The sequence below is a fragment of the Pantoea sp. GCM10028869 genome, assembly GCF_042666835.1.
GTDB lineage: Bacteria > Pseudomonadota > Gammaproteobacteria > Enterobacterales > Enterobacteriaceae > Pantoea > Pantoea leporis.
Window position 1 is genome coordinate 184,570 of the sequence record NZ_JBHTGO010000001.1, and the last position, 14,666, is coordinate 199,235.

Genomic DNA, 14,666 nt, shown 5'->3' on the forward strand with positions numbered 1-14,666 from the left:
AGACCGGGCACACAGGTAACACATTTGTGCTCAGTCGATCCGGATAATACGTTTTTCTGCCCGGTCGTACCAGGCCAGCATCAGCCTGTCGAACAGGATGACGTCGATCCCGTCATCCACTTCCAGGAACCGCACGTATTCCCCGCGCAGCGCCGAACTCAGGAACATCCTGCCGTTCAGACTCAGGTTGCCTTTCTCACCCACTTTGTACAGCTTCGAACCCTGCGGATAGCTGACCTCCGGCACTTTTCCGTCCCACTGGCGTGCCGATGGCGTCCACTCACTGGCTGGTGGCTTTCCCCCCTTCGCTTCATGCGGCCTTTCGTGGTTGAACTCTTCACGCCAGTGGCTGAACCACGCCTGCTGCTCGGCCTGCGTGGCGAAGATATTTCCGCAGTTCAGCGCGGCCTTCAGCGAACGATGCATGCGTTCATGCCGGGCGTTCTGCCCCGGACATCCCGGATCCGTGCGCTCCGTTTTTATGCCCAGCTTCATCAGCCACACGCTGAGCTGGGTGAGCGCCAGGATGCCCGGCGCCACGAAGGGGGAGCCGTTGTCCGTGCGGATGACCTCCGGCAGGCCGCCTTCGCGAAAGGCGTTTTCCATGCACCCACGGACGAACGCCGTGGTTTCGGCGACGCCGGCCTCGCAGGCCAGAACGTAGCGGCTGTGGTTATCCGTCAGCGTGAACGGGCGGCAGTAGCTGCGGTCTTTCAGGCGGAAGCGGCCTTTGAAGTCAGCGCTCCAGACATGGTTATTTCTTTCGGCGGCGGTGAGCTTCTGCATATTGCCGGGCGTACGCTTGCGTTTCGGGCATTCCCGCACGAGCTTCTCCTGGCTCAACAGGTCGCCGATGGTGCTGGCGGCAGGGACGATGAAGTCGGCGTTGTGGTTGAGGAACCAGTGGCGAATTTTTTTGGGCCCCCAGTCAGGATGCTGCATGCGGCAGAGAACCAGCCGGTCAGCAACGTCGGGAGGGATTTTTTCGGGCTGGGTCAGCCGTGCGTGAGAGCGGTCATCAAGGGAGTTGGCGTCGCCGGGGTCAAAGCGATGGAGCCACTTATAGCCGGTTTTACGGCTGATACCGTGAAGGCGACAAAGTTCGGAAATGGAATGCGTGCCTGCTTCGCAGGCACGGATGAAATCAAGGCGTTGCATGGTAACGGTCTCAGTCCAGGGCATAGTGAGTCTCCTCTGCTATGCCGTTTATAACTGTTACCCATGTGCCCGGTCTAAAGTGTTACCCATCAGCCCGGTTTGTACCTTCATGCGCACCTGAATATCACCGCAATTATTCCATCAGCCATCCGTCGATCGCGTCAGTGCTTCCCAGCGATCAATCTCCGCGCTGAATGATTCCATCTTCTGCCGCACCAATGCCAAAGCATCGCTGCCCAGCAACAGATGCGCGGGTGGATTACTGCTTTCGATCACATCGAGCATCGCGCTGGCGGCTTTAAACGGATCGCCCAACTGTTTGCCATTCTTCTCTTCACGCGCCTGCCGAATCGGATCGAACAGCGCATCATAATCGGCGATGCTGCGTGCGCTGCGCACCATCGAACGCCCGGCCCAATCGGTGCGAAACGATCCGGGTGCGACGGCGGTCACATGAATATTGAACGGCGCCAGCTCTTTGCTCAGGGTTTCCGAAATCCCTTCCAGCGCAAACTTGCTGCCGCAGTAATAGCTGATGCCAGGCAGGGTGATAAAACCGCCCATCGAGGTGATGTTGAGAATGTGGCCCTGACGGCGCTGGCGCATAAAGGGCAGCAGCGCTTTAATCATCGCCACCGCGCCAAACACGTTGACGTCAAACTGGCGGCGCATCTCGTCCAGTGATGATTCCTCCATCACGCCTTCGTGACCGTAACCGGCGTTGTTCACCAGCACATCAATTGGGCCAAGCTGGGTTTCAACATCGGCAATTACCGCCTCAATGGCGGCGAAATGGGTGACATCCAATTCATAGGCGAAGGCATTTTCCGCATGCAAATTTTCAAACTCGGCTTTTGCCGCAGCATTGCGCACCGTACCGACTACGCGATAGCCACGATTTAACGCAACCTGTGCCAGCGCGCGGCCAAATCCGCTGCTGACACCAGTGATGAATAATGTTTTAACGTTGGACATTTGCGGTTTCTCCTCAAAAAGTAGAGGATGCATAATATTCTGGCGCTGAAACGGCTATAAGGCCTTATCTTGTTTAATTCTTGCCTAATATTATGAAGGTGATGTTATTCGATGAAAGAAACGCTCCAGCAGCAAACCGTACAACTGCTTACAACGTTAGCGCCGCAGGAAGGTTACAATCTCACCGCGTTGCCGGACGTGCGCATCCTGCGTTCCAATCGGCCGCTGGCGCGTACGCCGGTGCTGTACGACCCGGGCATCGTGATTGTTTGTCAGGGATCGAAACGCGGCTTCTTTGGCGATCAGGTTTATCTCTACGATGAGCAGCACTATCTGGCGGTTGCGGTGCCGGTGCCTTTTACCATGGAAACCGCGGCATCGGCGGAACATCCGCTGCTGGCGATTTACCTGCATCTCGATTTCAGCGTGGCGACAGAATTGCTGTTGCAACTGGAGCAACAAGATGTGGTGTTTGAGTGCAAGGCGGCGCAAAGCATGATGTCGAGCCCTATGGATCAGACTTTGCGCGAGACGGTGTTGCGCTTTCTCACAACGCTTAATCATCCGCTGGATGCGAAGATGCTCGGCCCAGCGCTGGTGCGTGAGCTTTATTACCGCGTGCTGACCGGTGCGCAGGGCAGCGCGCTGCGAGCGGCGTTAACCTTGCAAGGCCAATTTGGCAAAGTGGGCAAAGCGCTGAGCCACATTCACGCGCACTACGCGCAGCCGCTGACGCTTGGACAACTCGCGTCGCTGGCGGGCATGAGCGTGCCCACTTTTCACACCCATTTCAAAAGCATCACCAATCAGCCGCCGATGCAGTATGTGAAGTCGGTGCGATTGCATCAGGCGCGCATGTTGATGGTGCGTCAGGAGATGACGGCGGCTGCGGCCTGTCACGCGGTGGGCTATGAAAGCGCCTCGCAGTTTAATCGTGAGTTCAAACGCCTGTTCGGTTTACCGCCGGCCGAAGAGATCAAACGCATGCAGCGTAACTTTGCCGTGCCGCCGGCGCATCAGGCCTCGACGTTCGTTTCATCACACTAGCGCAAGGTTATGCTATAAATGATAACGATTATCATTTTTGGCGTGAGGATGAGGATGCAGGTAGCACAGGAAAACGCGATAAGCGCGGATTGTTGTATCGTTGGCGGCGGCCCGGCGGGATTAATGCTGGGCTATTTACTGGCGCGCGCGGGCTTACGCGCCGTGGTTATTGAAAAACACCCCGACTTCCTGCGCGATTTTCGTGGCGACACCATTCATCCCTCAACGCTGGAGATCATGCGCCAGCTGGGATTGCTCGATGAGCTGCTCACCTTGCCGCACCAGCGCGCGGAGAAGCTGCAGGCGGAAGTGGCGGGTGAAGAGATCACCATGGCCGATTTCTCACGTCTACCGGTTGAGTGCCGCTTTATCGCCTTTATGCCGCAGTGGGATTTCCTCAACTTTCTCGCCAAAAAAGCCGCTGAATTTCCGGGTTTTACCTTGCTGCAATCCACCGCATTTGATGACTTCATTTATGACGATGGCGTAATCAGTGGCGTGCAAACGTTACAGGGTAACGAGCGTCACACTATTCGCACTTCGTTAGTGATAGGCGCGGATGGCCGCAATTCGCAGGTCAAAGCCAAAGCCGGATTAACCGGGAAAAGCTTTGGTGCGCCACGCGATGTGTTGTGGTTCCGGCTGGAGAAACATCCCGACGATCCGCAACTCGGTATGGGCCATAAAGGGCCGAAGCAAAACTTTATTGTCATCGATCGCGGCGATTACTGGCAGTGCGGCTACACCATCCAGAAAAACCAGTTCGACGAGTTAAAGCTGGCGGGATTGGACGCGCTAAAAAGCACCATGGCGCAGGTGGCTCCGTTCAGCGCAGAGCGCATGGCGGAAGTCGATGAGTGGGACAAACTTAAGCTGTTATCGATTCGCATCGACCGCCTCGATCACTGGATGAAACCTGGCGTGCTCTGTATCGGCGACGCTGCGCACGCGATGTCGCCGATTGGCGGCGTGGGGGTTAACCTGGCGATTCAGGATGCGGTGGCCGCAGCCAATATGCTGACCAAACCGCTGCAGCAGGGCAATGTTGCCTTGCAGGATCTGCAAAAAGTGCAGCAGCGCCGCCAGTTCCCGACGGTCGCCACCCAATTCCTGCAAATCAAAATGAGTAGCAACAAGCGCAAACGCAGCACACCGAGCAAAGTGCCGCAGATCATCAGCCGCTTTCCGTTCCTGCGCCATCTGTTTGGCCGCTTGATTGGCATCGGATTCCGCACCGAAAAGCCGCGTTATTTATAACCGGCAAAAAAAAGCCCGCTAAGCGCGGGCCAGGTAAAGGTTACCAATCTGAAATTCTCGTAGCAACGCATTGCTGTGTGTTGCGTCGCTATAGTAGCAACACATCGCGATCTGTGCAGGAAATGATCAACGAGTTAATTTTGTTCTCAGGATAAGCATTATGCTTGCTGCACGCGCGTTGACCACCAGCACATCAGCGATCCAAGGCTGACCATCGCGGTGCCCTGCCAGAAGGCGACGGTCAGATGCGAGCACAGAATAAAGGCGGCGAGAATCGAAGAGATAATCGGAATGAAGTAAGACGCGGCGGCCAAAAGGGTCACGTTGCCATGCAGTATGCCGACATTCCATGCGGCATAGCCAAAACCCATCGCCATCGCAGCAAGCGCCAGACTGATACAAACTTCAGGTGATAACACAAACGGCGGCTGGGGTGAGAGCAAAAACTTCAGCCACAACGTCAGCGCAGTCAGGATAAAGAACAGCGTTATACCATTGCTGCCGTTAGCAATTTTTTTGGTTACCACACAATACACCGCCCAGATAACCGCGCCGCTCAGCGCCAAGCCGTAACTCAACGGATTATCCATCACGTTATGGGCGATTTCGCTGAATGAAAAACCCTGGTCGCCGCCCAACACGCGACAAATGCCGGCAACCGCCAGCAATACGCCCGGAACAATCAGCGGATGGGTTTTTTGTCGATTCACTATCACCGCTAAAACGATGGTCAAACTTGGCCACAGATAATTGACCATGCCGACTTCAATTGCCTGGCGTCCGCTGTGGGTAAAGCCTAATGAGAGTGACAGGCAGAGTTCATAACAGACGAACAGCACGCTGCCGATAATCAAATAGCTGCGCGGAAAAGTGCGCAACTTTGGCAAGCCTACGGTGAAAATCAGCAAAACCGCACTGGCGCTGTAGATCAGTGCCGCACCGCCTACCGGGCCGAATCCTTCGCTGACATTTTTAATCAGTCCTACAATCGCGCTCCACAGCAGAATGGCCATCAAACCAATCAGCGTCGCCTTCTTTTGGGGCATGACCCGCCACCTTATTTCGCAAATTCGGGCCAAAATCCTATCAAATCAAACGTGCTTTGTATTTGCTCGATTTACTGCTGCGATGCTGGTCGCCATTTATGGCGACCACACTCACTGAAACATTATTTACCACTTCATCTCGCCGGTATTCACTTTGGCGCTCAAATCCAATGAACTCTCCTCCGGCAGATGCAGATAAGCGGCTTTCATGGTCTCGATCACCTGCGCGGAACCTTTGTGCTGCTGCAGCGTTTTCTCAAAGGTTTGCAGATAGTTCAGGGTAAAGGTAACAGCCGCATCGCCCGCCGGGCGCTCGCCGAGATAATGGCCTGGAATCACCTGCTTAGGTTGCAGCTTTTGCATCTCGCTCAGCACATTGCGCCACCGCTGACGAATGGCAGGCGTTTGCGTATCGGCGGTCCAGACGTGAATGCCGGAAGCCACGCCGGTGCCGCCGAGAATCGCTTTGTTCGCCGGGACCCACACGTAAGCCGCGTAATCATTGGCGTGACGCAGTTCCAGCGTTTCACCATCAACTTTAAACGTCGTGGCATGCGTAATCTGCGGAACATACAGCTGCTTTGGCGCGCCGTCCTTCATCTGCGGCCCCCAATATGCCAGCTTGGCGGCTTTACTGGCTTCGATGTGTTTTACCACCTCCGGCGTTGCCACGATCTTCACCTGCGGGAACGCTTTTACAATCGGTTCCAGACCAAAATAGAAATCAGGATCGCCGGAGGTAATAACAATCTGCGTCAGCTTCTTGCCGCTGGCATTGATCATCTGCACCAGCTTCTCGCCGTCTTTGGTGCTGAACTGCGCATCAAACAGTATCGCTTCATGCGGACCAGAAACCAGCGTCGAAGAGACCGGGAAAATGCCGTTCTCCTGCGGGTTATACACGTCTAAATTGAGCGGCGCAGCGAAGGCAGGCAGGGCGGCAAAGGCCAATGCCAGCGTCAACGTTTTCATTTTCATCGAATTTTCCATTATCCGGCACCTTGCCGTCTTTGAGGGCTTTATTGTAGAGAAATTGCTGGCTGGTAGAATTCCCGAAACTGGGTATGATCAGTTTCATAAAACGATCAGATGGAGCCCAAATGGACAGAGTTACGGCGGCAACGGTGTTTAACCGCATTTGCGAGCTGGGCAGCTTAAGTGCTGCGGCGCGTGCATTGGATATTTCGCGGCCGATGGTCAGCCGCTATCTGGATGAAATGGAGAAGTGGGCAGGTGCACGTTTGCTGCACCGATCATCGCGCAAACTGACCATTACGCCCGCTGGCGAGGAGATCCTCGAAAAATCGCGCGCGCTGGCGAGATTGGCTGAAGAGATTGCCGAGCAGGGTGCGGATAGCGAACCGCACGGCACCTTGCGCGTCGCCTGCGCGCACTCCACCGCCACGCATATTCTGGGCCCGATAATTCCGGCATTTCTCGAGCGTTTTCCGGCGGTGCGTATCGAACTGGAGATCAACAATCAACCGGTGAGTTTAATCGGCGAACGCATTGATGTGGCGGTGCGGATTACCGACGATCCCGAACCTGGCGCCATTGCCCGACGTTTAGGCGAATGTGTTTCGGTGGTGTGCGCCTCGCCTGGCTATCTGCAGGCGCGTGGTGCGCCGCAAACGCCTGCCGATCTCGCACAGCATAATTGCCTGCATTACAGCCGTTTCGCCGGGCAGAGCTGGCAGTTTTCTGATGCGCAGGGCGAAACCCTTTCAGCGGCAGTGCACGGGAATTTCAGCGCCGGTATCTCGTCGGTGTTGTGTGATGCGGCGATTGCCGGTTGCGGTTTAGCGATGGTGCCGGAAATGGAGGCACGTCACGCCCTCGACAATGGAAAGCTACAAACCGTGCTGCCGGCTTATCAGCCAAAAACGCTGGCGATCTATGGCCTCTACATGTCACGCGAACGGCAACCGGCGGCGCTGCGGGCGTTTTTAGATGCGGTGCAGCAGCAGTTAACCGCCTGAATTTCGACACGTATCTGTTTCAAAAGAAATTAGATTATTTTCAGTGTGTTATGCATGAGATCGTATCCTCAAAAAGCCGATTTCAGCCTGAAATCGCCAAATGAGTGGTGAAACTTTGCTCAGTTATGGTCGATGTAAAATGATGGCGCCTGACCGGTGACGCGACGGAACATGGTGGAGAAAGCGGAGCTGCTGTCATAGCCGAGCGAGAGCGCCACGTCGTTAACGGATTTGCCCGCCACCAGCCACGCCAGCGCCGTCACCACGCAGGCGCGCTGTCGCCAGGCGGAAAAAGACAAACCGGTCTGCTGCAGGAAATGGCGGCGGAAGGTGCTGGGACTCATAAACAGTGTGTTGGCCCAACGATCGGCCGGGTCGTGAATGGTTGGTGCTTGTAAGAAGTTCTGGCATTGCGCCAACAGCGCCGGATGTTGCGGCAGCGGAATATCGAATTCCTGTGCAGGCATCGCCGCTAACTCCAGCAGCAGCAACTGCACCAGCGCTCTATCGCGATCGGATGCGTATAACAGCGGTAAATCAACGGCTTCAATCAATAGCTGTCGCAGCAGCGGCGAGACGCTGATGACGCGACAGCGATCGCTTTCACGCAGAGCTGCCGCACAAACCGGCTCGATATAAAGACTGCGCGTCGAAACACCCACAAACTTCACGCTGTGCGCAGTGTTTGGCGGAATCCACACCGCATGCTGCGGCGGTACCACCCATTCGCCCGCCTGCGTTGCGACGTGCATCAAACCCGTTGCGCCATACAGCAACTGTGCGCGGCGATGGCGATGCTCTGGCAGCACAAATCTCTGCGCGTAGTCATTGCCCAGCGCCACCACGTCACGATCAATATGGTCGTATTCATCAATGTGGCTATTTCGCATCCCCGACATCCACCGCAAATTGACTGATTTGCAAGGGTAAATGAGCGCTGCGCGAATGGGAAGTGGGCAGCTCGCTGCGTAAGCTGCATTGCTCTTTTCATGATGCAGAGAAAGGCGATGAACGAGCTGTTAATTATTGGGCTGGCGGGTTTTGCCACTGGAATTACCACGATGCTATTTGGTTTTGGCGGCGGTTTTGTCGTGGTGCCGTTTGTCTATCAACTGCTGTCGCAGCAGCTGTTACTGGCGGCTCAGGCGATGCATATCGCGGTGGCGACCTCGACCGCCGTGATGATTTTCAACGCCGGCTGGGCCAGTTATCAAAACTGGCGGGCTGGCAAATTGCATGATGTTCCTTTGTTGCCGCTAATTTGGTTTATCGCGCTCGGAGCGGTGATGGGATCGTGGCTGGCGGGCGTGATGAGCGACATTTGGGTGCGCAGGCTGTTTATGTTTTACATGGTGGTGACTATCGCTGATTGCCTGCTGCGGAAAGGCTTCTTTAGCCGCACTGCACCGCGAAGGTTGTCACGGTTGACCGTCAGCGCGGGCGGCACAATGATTGGTGTGATCGCCGCCATGCTCGGCGTTGGCGGCAGCGTAATGACCGTGCCGCTGCTGCGGCGTCATGGTTATGCCATGCGCGACTGCGTCGGCGCGGCCAATCCGCTTTCGCTGCCGGTCGCCGTTTTTGGCGCGATAACTTACGCCATCAGCGGCTGGCAGCAGATTCCCGTCAGCGGTTATCTCGGCTTTATCAGCCTGAAGATATTGTTGCTGCTGGTGGTCGCCGGATTTTTAGGAATTCTGTTTGCCCGGCGCTGTATTCCGGCGGTGCCCGATGTCTGGCATGCGCGTGTCTATGTGCTGCTGTTGTGCATGGTGTTGTTGGCTATCGCGGTTTAAACCGTGGATTGGAAGCCATGCTGGTACAAGATGAGCTGCGCTGTGGCTGAAGAGATAAATGCCGCCACCAGATCCGGCCACGCCGCGCGCAAACTACCGGCTGTCAGAATATTTAGCATTGTCATGATAGTGCGTCCGATAAAAGCGCTGATACCAGCGATCAGCCTGCTGCTGCATGTCGATGTCGCGGAATTTTTCCGGATAGAGCTTTTTCGCCATCCACAGCTCTCCGAGGCCAATCGCTTCCGGCATCGGATAGCCCCACGCTTTGGCGTATTCCGGCATCAGCCACACCCGATGATTTTTCACCGCATCAATGGTTTGCCAGCGCGCATCCTGCTGGATCTCCTGCACCACGTTGGGATAGCGATCCTGCACGAAGATTACCTGCGGGTTCCACGCCACTACTTGTTCCATGCTGACCTGTTTGAAACCCTGCACGGTCGCGGCAGCGACATTCAATGCGCCCGCATGCGCCATCATCAAGCCAGTATATTTGCCCGAGCCGTAGGTGGTGAGGTCGGGATTCGCCATATAGGCGCGCACGCGCTGCTGCTCAGGCAGATTTTTCAGACGGTCGCTGACCATTTTGCGCCCGGCAAAGGCGGCATTAATCAGCGCCTGCGCCTGTTTTGGCTTGTTAACCACATTGCCAATCAGCGTAATGCCTTCCTTAATGCCGAGATCATAAGCCTGATCTTCATTCTGCATGCTGGGATTGATTTTGCCTTGCTGACCTGCATCATCGTGACGCAGTGAAATCGCCAGTACCGGAATGCCCAGGGCAGAAATCTGGTCGATCATCTCTTTAGGCGCATAGTTGGTGACAAACACCACCTGCGGATGCAGCGCCACCAGCTTTTCGAGATCGACATGCGTCAAATCACCGAGCATCGCTTTGTGCGTCAGTTCCGGCACTAATTGCGCATAACCCTCACCTAGCTGCTGTTTCCAGTTTGCCAAAATCCCGACGATTTTATCGGTGGCGTTGAGCTGCACTAGCAGGTTCAGAGTTTGGTGCTGCAGCACCACCACGCGATCAATCTTGTCCGGAATCTCCACCTGACGGCCAATTTGATCGGTCACGATGCGGCTGGCATAGCTATGCAACGAGGTAAAAGTCAGTAATCCCGCGAGAATAATCCGCTTAAAAGAGAGGTGCATAGAGGCTCCTGAATTCGATATGCACCGGAGTATATAGCGATTAAGTAAGCGGAGATATGACTGTTTTTAACATCACAATGCTCAGTATCACTCGCACATTACTGCATCGATCACCTTATCGATCATACTGTTAATCACTTCCTGGTCGGGATTATCCAGCGCCATCAGGGCTAAACCACTTTCAAAAGTCAGAATAAATTCAGCGGCTTCGTCAGGAGATAATTTGCATGAAAGGGTGTTGTTCTGCTGTGCAAGCTGCGCTTCCTCGATTATCCACGCTTTAAATGCATGACGTTCGTTGAATAACTCCGCGCCTAACGATGAGGCTTCAGGGCGAAATGTGAGCGCGGAAAACACCAACAAGCAGCCTGGCGGTTTGCCTTCGCAGGAAAAAAGGTTAAATGCCGAAAACAGGAACTGCTTAATCTTGTTGCTAAAACTCAATTCTTCAGAGGAAAGAATCCCCTCTAAATCTGCCAGCCACGTCGCTTTGTAATGTTCAAGCGCAGCGATAAACATCCCTTCTTTATTACCAAATCCCTGGTACAAGGTGGCGGGCTTGGTACCGGTTGCCTGGGTAAGATCGTTGAGTGAGGTGGCTTCATAACCTTTGTCAGCAAAGATCGAGAACATGATCGCCGCCAGCTCTTCTTTGGGTAACAAACGTGGTCTGCCTGATTTTTTGTTGACATTCATTGACATAACTCCCTTCCCACCTGAACTTTCTGATAAATCCATCACATATATTAGCGTTCACTAATAAAATGTGGTGCGTTTGCTCTTCGGTTGCGTTATATATTTTAGCGAACACTAACAAAAGGAAGATATTATGAAAAGCGCAATCATCGCAGTTTTGGTTTTGATCCCATTTTTCTCTAACGCAGCTCAGGAACTCACGCGTAACAGCAGTGAAAATGTGGTGCGTTCCGGCAGTATCAGCGTGCAGGGCGGCACGCACAGTGAACTGGTGACAAAACTAATGGCGAAAGCCGAGATGACGGGCAGTGATTTTTATCGAGTGACCTATATCAATACGCGTCAGCAGGGTTATGCCACCGCCACCTTATATGACAGCGTTGAGATGTAATCGACATCATGAACCATGACTTTATGCCAGCTCATTTCTTATTGAGCTGGCTGCATAAATCACTGGAGAGTTTATTATGACAACAGCTAATCAAGTCTGTACTTCACGAGTGGTCCATTTCCTCGCGAGCAAAGAACCGATGGTATTGCGATTATCGGTGATTATTATTTTCCTGGTTTTTGGTGTGGCTAAGTGGTTTGAATTCGAAGTTCAGGCGCTGGAACCCATATTTATAAAAACATGGCTGAGTATATTTCCCTACTTCCTCGGTCTCCATGGCAGCAGCTATTTCCTGGGCGTAGTGGAGATGACGACGGTTATTCTGCTCATCGCAGGCTTTAAACGTCCACTGTTAGGTATGATCGGCGCTGGATTGTTGATACTTACCGGGTTAGTTACCTTGAGTTTGTTACCGCAGTTAGGCGGACTCGATTCGTTTATTTTTAAAGATATTATAGTGGTGGCGATTGGTCTGACGTTACTGAAGCGCGATTTAATCCGTTGGAAAAACAACCTCTAACAGCTACTCTATAACGCGTGTTTACTCTCGGGCATTTAAAAGGGCTTTATGAATAATGTTTACGTGATACTGGCGATATCCATCGTCGCTGAGACGATTGCCACAACCATGATGAAGGCCTCGCAAGGATTCTCACGCCTTATTCCCAGCGTGGTTGTGGTAATAGGTTATGCCATTTCATTTTATGGATTATCTCAAGTGGTTAAACAGATGAATGTCGGCATTGCTTATTCTATCTGGGCCGGAATGGGTATATTTTTGGTGTCGGTCATGTCTTATTTTTTCTACAACCAGAAACTAGATTTCGCTGCAATGGCGGGCTTGATGTTAATCGGGTTAGGCATTGTGGTGATTCAGGTTTTCTCCAAAACCATTCTGCATTAATGAAGTAATAACAGGGAAGCACAGGCTTCCCTGTTAGCGTTAAGGGATAATGCGTGCTGCGCGTAACTGCGCAAACAGAGCAAAGAACATCTCATCCGTCGCCTGATAACCGTTAAAACCTGCGCGCCGTATTTTGCTGCCATCCCCAAACATGTCGTAATCCCAGCCAAAGACAAAATCGGCAAATTGCCCATCATTTAGCTGCAAGATATCCGGCGCGATCAGCTGATGTTCTATAGCGATGGTTTGCCATAGCGCGCGGTAATCCTGAAACAGCTGAGAAAACGACAGATTCACCGCCGGCGCGCTTTCCAGTTCAAACCACCGGGCAATCGTAGGCCACAGCTCACTCCAGCGCCATAAATCGCCGTTGTTAACGTTGAAAGCTTGATTGCGCGCGCCAGGCGCATTGGCCGCCCACAGCGTGGCCTGCGCGAGTAATCCCGCATCGGTATGATCGACCATGCTGTGCCAGGCGTGCGATGAACCGGGAAAACGTAGCGGTAAGCCCTGAGATTTACACAGAGATGCGTAGAGCGCGATGCTCAGCGCCAGGTTCATGGCATTACCGGGTACCGCGCTGCCGACCACACCGGGACGCAAGGCGTGCCAGTGCCAGCTTTTACCGCGCTGAAAGTCACTTAGCCAACGCAGCTGTTGCGCATTGAATTCGGCTCCCGCGACGCCGGGATCACTTTCGCGCGCGGGCGTTTTGAACGGTCCCAGATGCGCGCCATAAACTTTGTATCCCTGCATCAAACTGACGCTGCGCAACTGCGCGATTTTATCGATGTTAACCACCAGATTGCGCAGCATCGTCACGTTGGGTTCGACCATTTCACGCCAGTTGGCAGCATTCAGCCAAGCGCTGTAGAAAATATGCGTGACCTGATTGAGCGGGGCCAGCGCCTGTGCACTGTGCTGCGCATCCAGCAGATCGACATGGATGAAAGGGATATTCTGCGTTGAGATTGCAGGCTGGCGCGTCAGGCCGATCACCTGCCAATCCTGCTGACGCAGCGTTTTTACCAACTCACTGCCGACAATGCCGGTTGCGCCCGCGACCAGCGCGACGTGATGTGTTTGCGACATGATGATTCTCCTGTGAACAAGACAGGCACAGTGTTATCTATTATTTTTATTGCTGATATCCCACTATCCAGATGCCACTTATCAGAAAAATCATTAAATGAATAATAAACTCAATGCCATCAATACCTTCATTCGCGTGGCGGAAGCCGGATCGTTTTCGGCAGCAGCGCGCCTGAGCGGGATGAAGCAATCCGCCGTGAGCCAGCAAATCGCGGCGCTGGAGGAAGAACTCGGCATCGTGTTGTTGCACCGCACCACGCGCGCGATGAAATTGACTGAGCAGGGCGAGCGATACTTACAGCAGATGCAGCCGCTGCTGGCCGCGATGCAGGATGTTGAAAGCCAGTTGCGCCCGGCGCAGCAAGCGCTGCAAGGCAGCGTGCATATCCAATTACCCAGCGGATTAGGCCAGCGCTTGCTGCCGCCTTTGCTGGCGCTGCAACGCGCGAACCCAGAATTGCATCTGACCATCGCGCTCGACGATCGCGTGGCCGAACTGGTGAGTGAAGGCGTGGATATCGCGTTGCGCCTGAGTGAAATGCCGCCGGAGATGTTTCCGGCGAGATTACTGGCGCGTATTGAAACGCCGCTGTTTGCTGCGCCTGAGCGGGTACGCGCAACACCGATTACCTCGCTGGCAGAGCTGGCCGCGCATCCGCATGTTCGCTTTAGCGGTATCGACAAACAGGCACCGCTGCGCCTGATATCCAACCAGGAAACCGTAGCGCTAACCGTGAATACCGTGTTTCGCGCCAACAGCAGCGAAGGGTTGTTGCAGGCGCTGCAGGCGGACATCGGCGTCGGCGGCATGCAGTTACCACTGGTGCAGGAGGCATTAAAATCAGGTTCGCTGGTACGCATCTTGCCACAATATCGTCTGCCAGACCGTTTTCTCTACGCGGTATTCCCCGATGCGCGCTTTATCCCGCTGCGCGTCAAACGTGTGGTGGAAGTGATCGAACAGGTTGTGGATGCGTTAATTCCTGCGGCCGGTTAAGCCGCTCTCCATGGTGGCGCAAGACTGCGCCATTTTCGTGCTTCCTATCGCAACCGCTGCATTGTAAAGAAACATAAGTATTCGATCTTGTATCCAAGAGCGTATCCCATCTGGCCTGGCCGCTAGCGCCCTCATTTATGGAATTTTCTGGCACGCAAACTGCA

The 14,666-nt window shown here is 54.1% G+C and carries 16 protein-coding genes; 8 read left to right on the plus strand and 8 right to left on the minus strand.

Annotation, left to right across the window (positions count from 1 at the left end; genetic code table 11):
• Positions 1-30 precede the first annotated feature (30 nt).
• Together ACFQW4_RS00915 and ACFQW4_RS00920 are read right to left on the minus strand one after the other, a co-directional pair.
• Positions 31-1,182 carry a DDE-type integrase/transposase/recombinase gene (locus ACFQW4_RS00915; protein ID WP_377723208.1) on the minus strand — a complete coding sequence of 384 codons (1,152 nt, stop codon included), beginning with the start codon at positions 1,180-1,182 and terminating at the stop codon, positions 31-33.
• A 117-nt stretch (positions 1,183-1,299) separates the two neighbouring features.
• Entirely contained in the window at positions 1,300-2,133 is an 834-nt protein-coding gene (locus ACFQW4_RS00920; protein WP_377723210.1) for an oxidoreductase, read from the minus strand.
• Positions 2,134-2,244: 111 nt separating this feature from the next.
• Here ACFQW4_RS00920 and ACFQW4_RS00925 point away from each other — a divergent pair, with 111 nt between their 5' ends.
• Together ACFQW4_RS00925 and ACFQW4_RS00930 are read left to right on the plus strand one after the other, a co-directional pair.
• On the plus strand, positions 2,245-3,180 hold the full coding sequence (locus ACFQW4_RS00925; RefSeq protein ID WP_377723212.1) for an AraC family transcriptional regulator N-terminal domain-containing protein: 936 nt from the start codon (positions 2,245-2,247) through the stop codon (positions 3,178-3,180).
• Positions 3,181-3,234: 54 nt separating this feature from the next.
• Positions 3,235-4,437, plus strand: coding sequence for an FAD-dependent oxidoreductase (locus ACFQW4_RS00930; protein WP_377723214.1), 1,203 nt, complete (start codon positions 3,235-3,237; stop codon positions 4,435-4,437).
• 158 nt (positions 4,438-4,595) lie between these two features.
• Here the strand turns inward: ACFQW4_RS00930 and yddG are convergent, their stop codons facing one another.
• Together yddG and ACFQW4_RS00940 are read right to left on the minus strand one after the other, a co-directional pair.
• Positions 4,596-5,483, minus strand: coding sequence for an aromatic amino acid DMT transporter YddG (gene yddG, locus ACFQW4_RS00935; RefSeq protein ID WP_377723216.1), 888 nt, complete (start codon positions 5,481-5,483; stop codon positions 4,596-4,598).
• A gap of 126 nt (positions 5,484-5,609) precedes the next feature.
• Complete coding sequence (locus tag ACFQW4_RS00940) at positions 5,610-6,461, minus strand: Vmh family MBL fold metallo-hydrolase (protein ID WP_377723218.1); 852 nt, start codon at positions 6,459-6,461, stop codon at positions 5,610-5,612.
• A 122-nt stretch (positions 6,462-6,583) separates the two neighbouring features.
• Here ACFQW4_RS00940 and ACFQW4_RS00945 point away from each other — a divergent pair, with 122 nt between their 5' ends.
• Positions 6,584-7,462 carry a LysR family transcriptional regulator gene (locus ACFQW4_RS00945; RefSeq protein ID WP_101761576.1) on the plus strand — a complete coding sequence of 293 codons (879 nt, stop codon included), beginning with the start codon at positions 6,584-6,586 and terminating at the stop codon, positions 7,460-7,462.
• A gap of 119 nt (positions 7,463-7,581) precedes the next feature.
• On the opposite strand, the gene ACFQW4_RS00950 is transcribed toward ACFQW4_RS00945, so the two are convergent.
• Positions 7,582-8,352, minus strand: coding sequence for a helix-turn-helix transcriptional regulator (locus ACFQW4_RS00950; RefSeq protein WP_101761575.1), 771 nt, complete (start codon positions 8,350-8,352; stop codon positions 7,582-7,584).
• A gap of 117 nt (positions 8,353-8,469) precedes the next feature.
• Between ACFQW4_RS00950 and ACFQW4_RS00955 the strand changes: the two genes are divergently transcribed.
• Complete coding sequence (locus ACFQW4_RS00955) at positions 8,470-9,258, plus strand: sulfite exporter TauE/SafE family protein (RefSeq protein ID WP_377723221.1); 789 nt, start codon at positions 8,470-8,472, stop codon at positions 9,256-9,258.
• A gap of 93 nt (positions 9,259-9,351) precedes the next feature.
• On the opposite strand, the gene ACFQW4_RS00960 is transcribed toward ACFQW4_RS00955, so the two are convergent.
• Positions 9,352-10,422 (minus strand): ABC transporter substrate-binding protein, encoded by a 1,071-nt coding sequence (locus ACFQW4_RS00960; RefSeq protein WP_377723223.1) that lies wholly within the window; start codon positions 10,420-10,422, stop codon positions 9,352-9,354.
• A gap of 87 nt (positions 10,423-10,509) precedes the next feature.
• The gene (locus ACFQW4_RS00965; RefSeq protein ID WP_377723978.1) at positions 10,510-11,160 is read right to left on the minus strand and encodes a TetR/AcrR family transcriptional regulator; all 651 of its coding nucleotides are present in this window, start codon (positions 11,158-11,160) and stop codon (positions 10,510-10,512) included.
• Between the two features lie 91 nt (positions 11,161-11,251).
• Here ACFQW4_RS00965 and ACFQW4_RS00970 point away from each other — a divergent pair, with 91 nt between their 5' ends.
• The 3 genes from ACFQW4_RS00970 (at position 11,252) to ACFQW4_RS00980 (ending at position 12,413) form a co-directional block, all read left to right on the plus strand.
• Positions 11,252-11,509, plus strand: a complete 258-nt coding sequence (locus tag ACFQW4_RS00970) for a YdgH/BhsA/McbA-like domain containing protein (RefSeq protein WP_217548336.1) — start codon at positions 11,252-11,254, stop codon at positions 11,507-11,509.
• A gap of 76 nt (positions 11,510-11,585) precedes the next feature.
• Entirely contained in the window at positions 11,586-12,029 is a 444-nt protein-coding gene (locus ACFQW4_RS00975; RefSeq protein ID WP_377723225.1) for a DUF417 family protein, read from the plus strand.
• A 48-nt stretch (positions 12,030-12,077) separates the two neighbouring features.
• The gene (locus ACFQW4_RS00980) at positions 12,078-12,413 is read left to right on the plus strand and encodes a multidrug efflux SMR transporter (protein WP_008106908.1); all 336 of its coding nucleotides are present in this window, start codon (positions 12,078-12,080) and stop codon (positions 12,411-12,413) included.
• Positions 12,414-12,452: 39 nt separating this feature from the next.
• Here the strand turns inward: ACFQW4_RS00980 and ACFQW4_RS00985 are convergent, their stop codons facing one another.
• Positions 12,453-13,505 (minus strand): SDR family oxidoreductase, encoded by a 1,053-nt coding sequence (locus tag ACFQW4_RS00985; protein ID WP_377723228.1) that lies wholly within the window; start codon positions 13,503-13,505, stop codon positions 12,453-12,455.
• 97 nt (positions 13,506-13,602) lie between these two features.
• Between ACFQW4_RS00985 and ACFQW4_RS00990 the strand changes: the two genes are divergently transcribed.
• Entirely contained in the window at positions 13,603-14,502 is a 900-nt protein-coding gene (locus ACFQW4_RS00990; protein WP_192413109.1) for a LysR family transcriptional regulator, read from the plus strand.
• Positions 14,503-14,666 lie beyond the last annotated feature (164 nt).

What these genes read in the sequence shown, in the direction of transcription:
- ACFQW4_RS00915 (WP_377723208.1), bottom strand. Translation starts at nt 1,182, where the DNA reads ATGCCCTGGACTGAGACCGTTACCATGCAACGCCTTGATTTCATCCGT.
- ACFQW4_RS00920 (WP_377723210.1), bottom strand. Translation starts at nt 2,133, where the DNA reads ATGTCCAACGTTAAAACATTATTCATCACTGGTGTCAGCAGCGGATTT.
- ACFQW4_RS00925 (WP_377723212.1), top strand. Translation starts at nt 2,245, where the DNA reads ATGAAAGAAACGCTCCAGCAGCAAACCGTACAACTGCTTACAACGTTA.
- ACFQW4_RS00930 (WP_377723214.1), top strand. Translation starts at nt 3,235, where the DNA reads ATGCAGGTAGCACAGGAAAACGCGATAAGCGCGGATTGTTGTATCGTT.
- yddG (WP_377723216.1), bottom strand. Translation starts at nt 5,483, where the DNA reads ATGCCCCAAAAGAAGGCGACGCTGATTGGTTTGATGGCCATTCTGCTG.
- ACFQW4_RS00940 (WP_377723218.1), bottom strand. Translation starts at nt 6,461, where the DNA reads ATGAAAATGAAAACGTTGACGCTGGCATTGGCCTTTGCCGCCCTGCCT.
- ACFQW4_RS00945 (WP_101761576.1), top strand. Translation starts at nt 6,584, where the DNA reads ATGGACAGAGTTACGGCGGCAACGGTGTTTAACCGCATTTGCGAGCTG.
- ACFQW4_RS00950 (WP_101761575.1), bottom strand. Translation starts at nt 8,352, where the DNA reads ATGCGAAATAGCCACATTGATGAATACGACCATATTGATCGTGACGTG.
- ACFQW4_RS00955 (WP_377723221.1), top strand. Translation starts at nt 8,470, where the DNA reads ATGAACGAGCTGTTAATTATTGGGCTGGCGGGTTTTGCCACTGGAATT.
- ACFQW4_RS00960 (WP_377723223.1), bottom strand. Translation starts at nt 10,422, where the DNA reads ATGCACCTCTCTTTTAAGCGGATTATTCTCGCGGGATTACTGACTTTT.
- ACFQW4_RS00965 (WP_377723978.1), bottom strand. Translation starts at nt 11,160, where the DNA reads ATGGATTTATCAGAAAGTTCAGGTGGGAAGGGAGTTATGTCAATGAAT.
- ACFQW4_RS00970 (WP_217548336.1), top strand. Translation starts at nt 11,252, where the DNA reads ATGAAAAGCGCAATCATCGCAGTTTTGGTTTTGATCCCATTTTTCTCT.
- ACFQW4_RS00975 (WP_377723225.1), top strand. Translation starts at nt 11,586, where the DNA reads ATGACAACAGCTAATCAAGTCTGTACTTCACGAGTGGTCCATTTCCTC.
- ACFQW4_RS00980 (WP_008106908.1), top strand. Translation starts at nt 12,078, where the DNA reads ATGAATAATGTTTACGTGATACTGGCGATATCCATCGTCGCTGAGACG.
- ACFQW4_RS00985 (WP_377723228.1), bottom strand. Translation starts at nt 13,505, where the DNA reads ATGTCGCAAACACATCACGTCGCGCTGGTCGCGGGCGCAACCGGCATT.
- ACFQW4_RS00990 (WP_192413109.1), top strand. Translation starts at nt 13,603, where the DNA reads ATGAATAATAAACTCAATGCCATCAATACCTTCATTCGCGTGGCGGAA.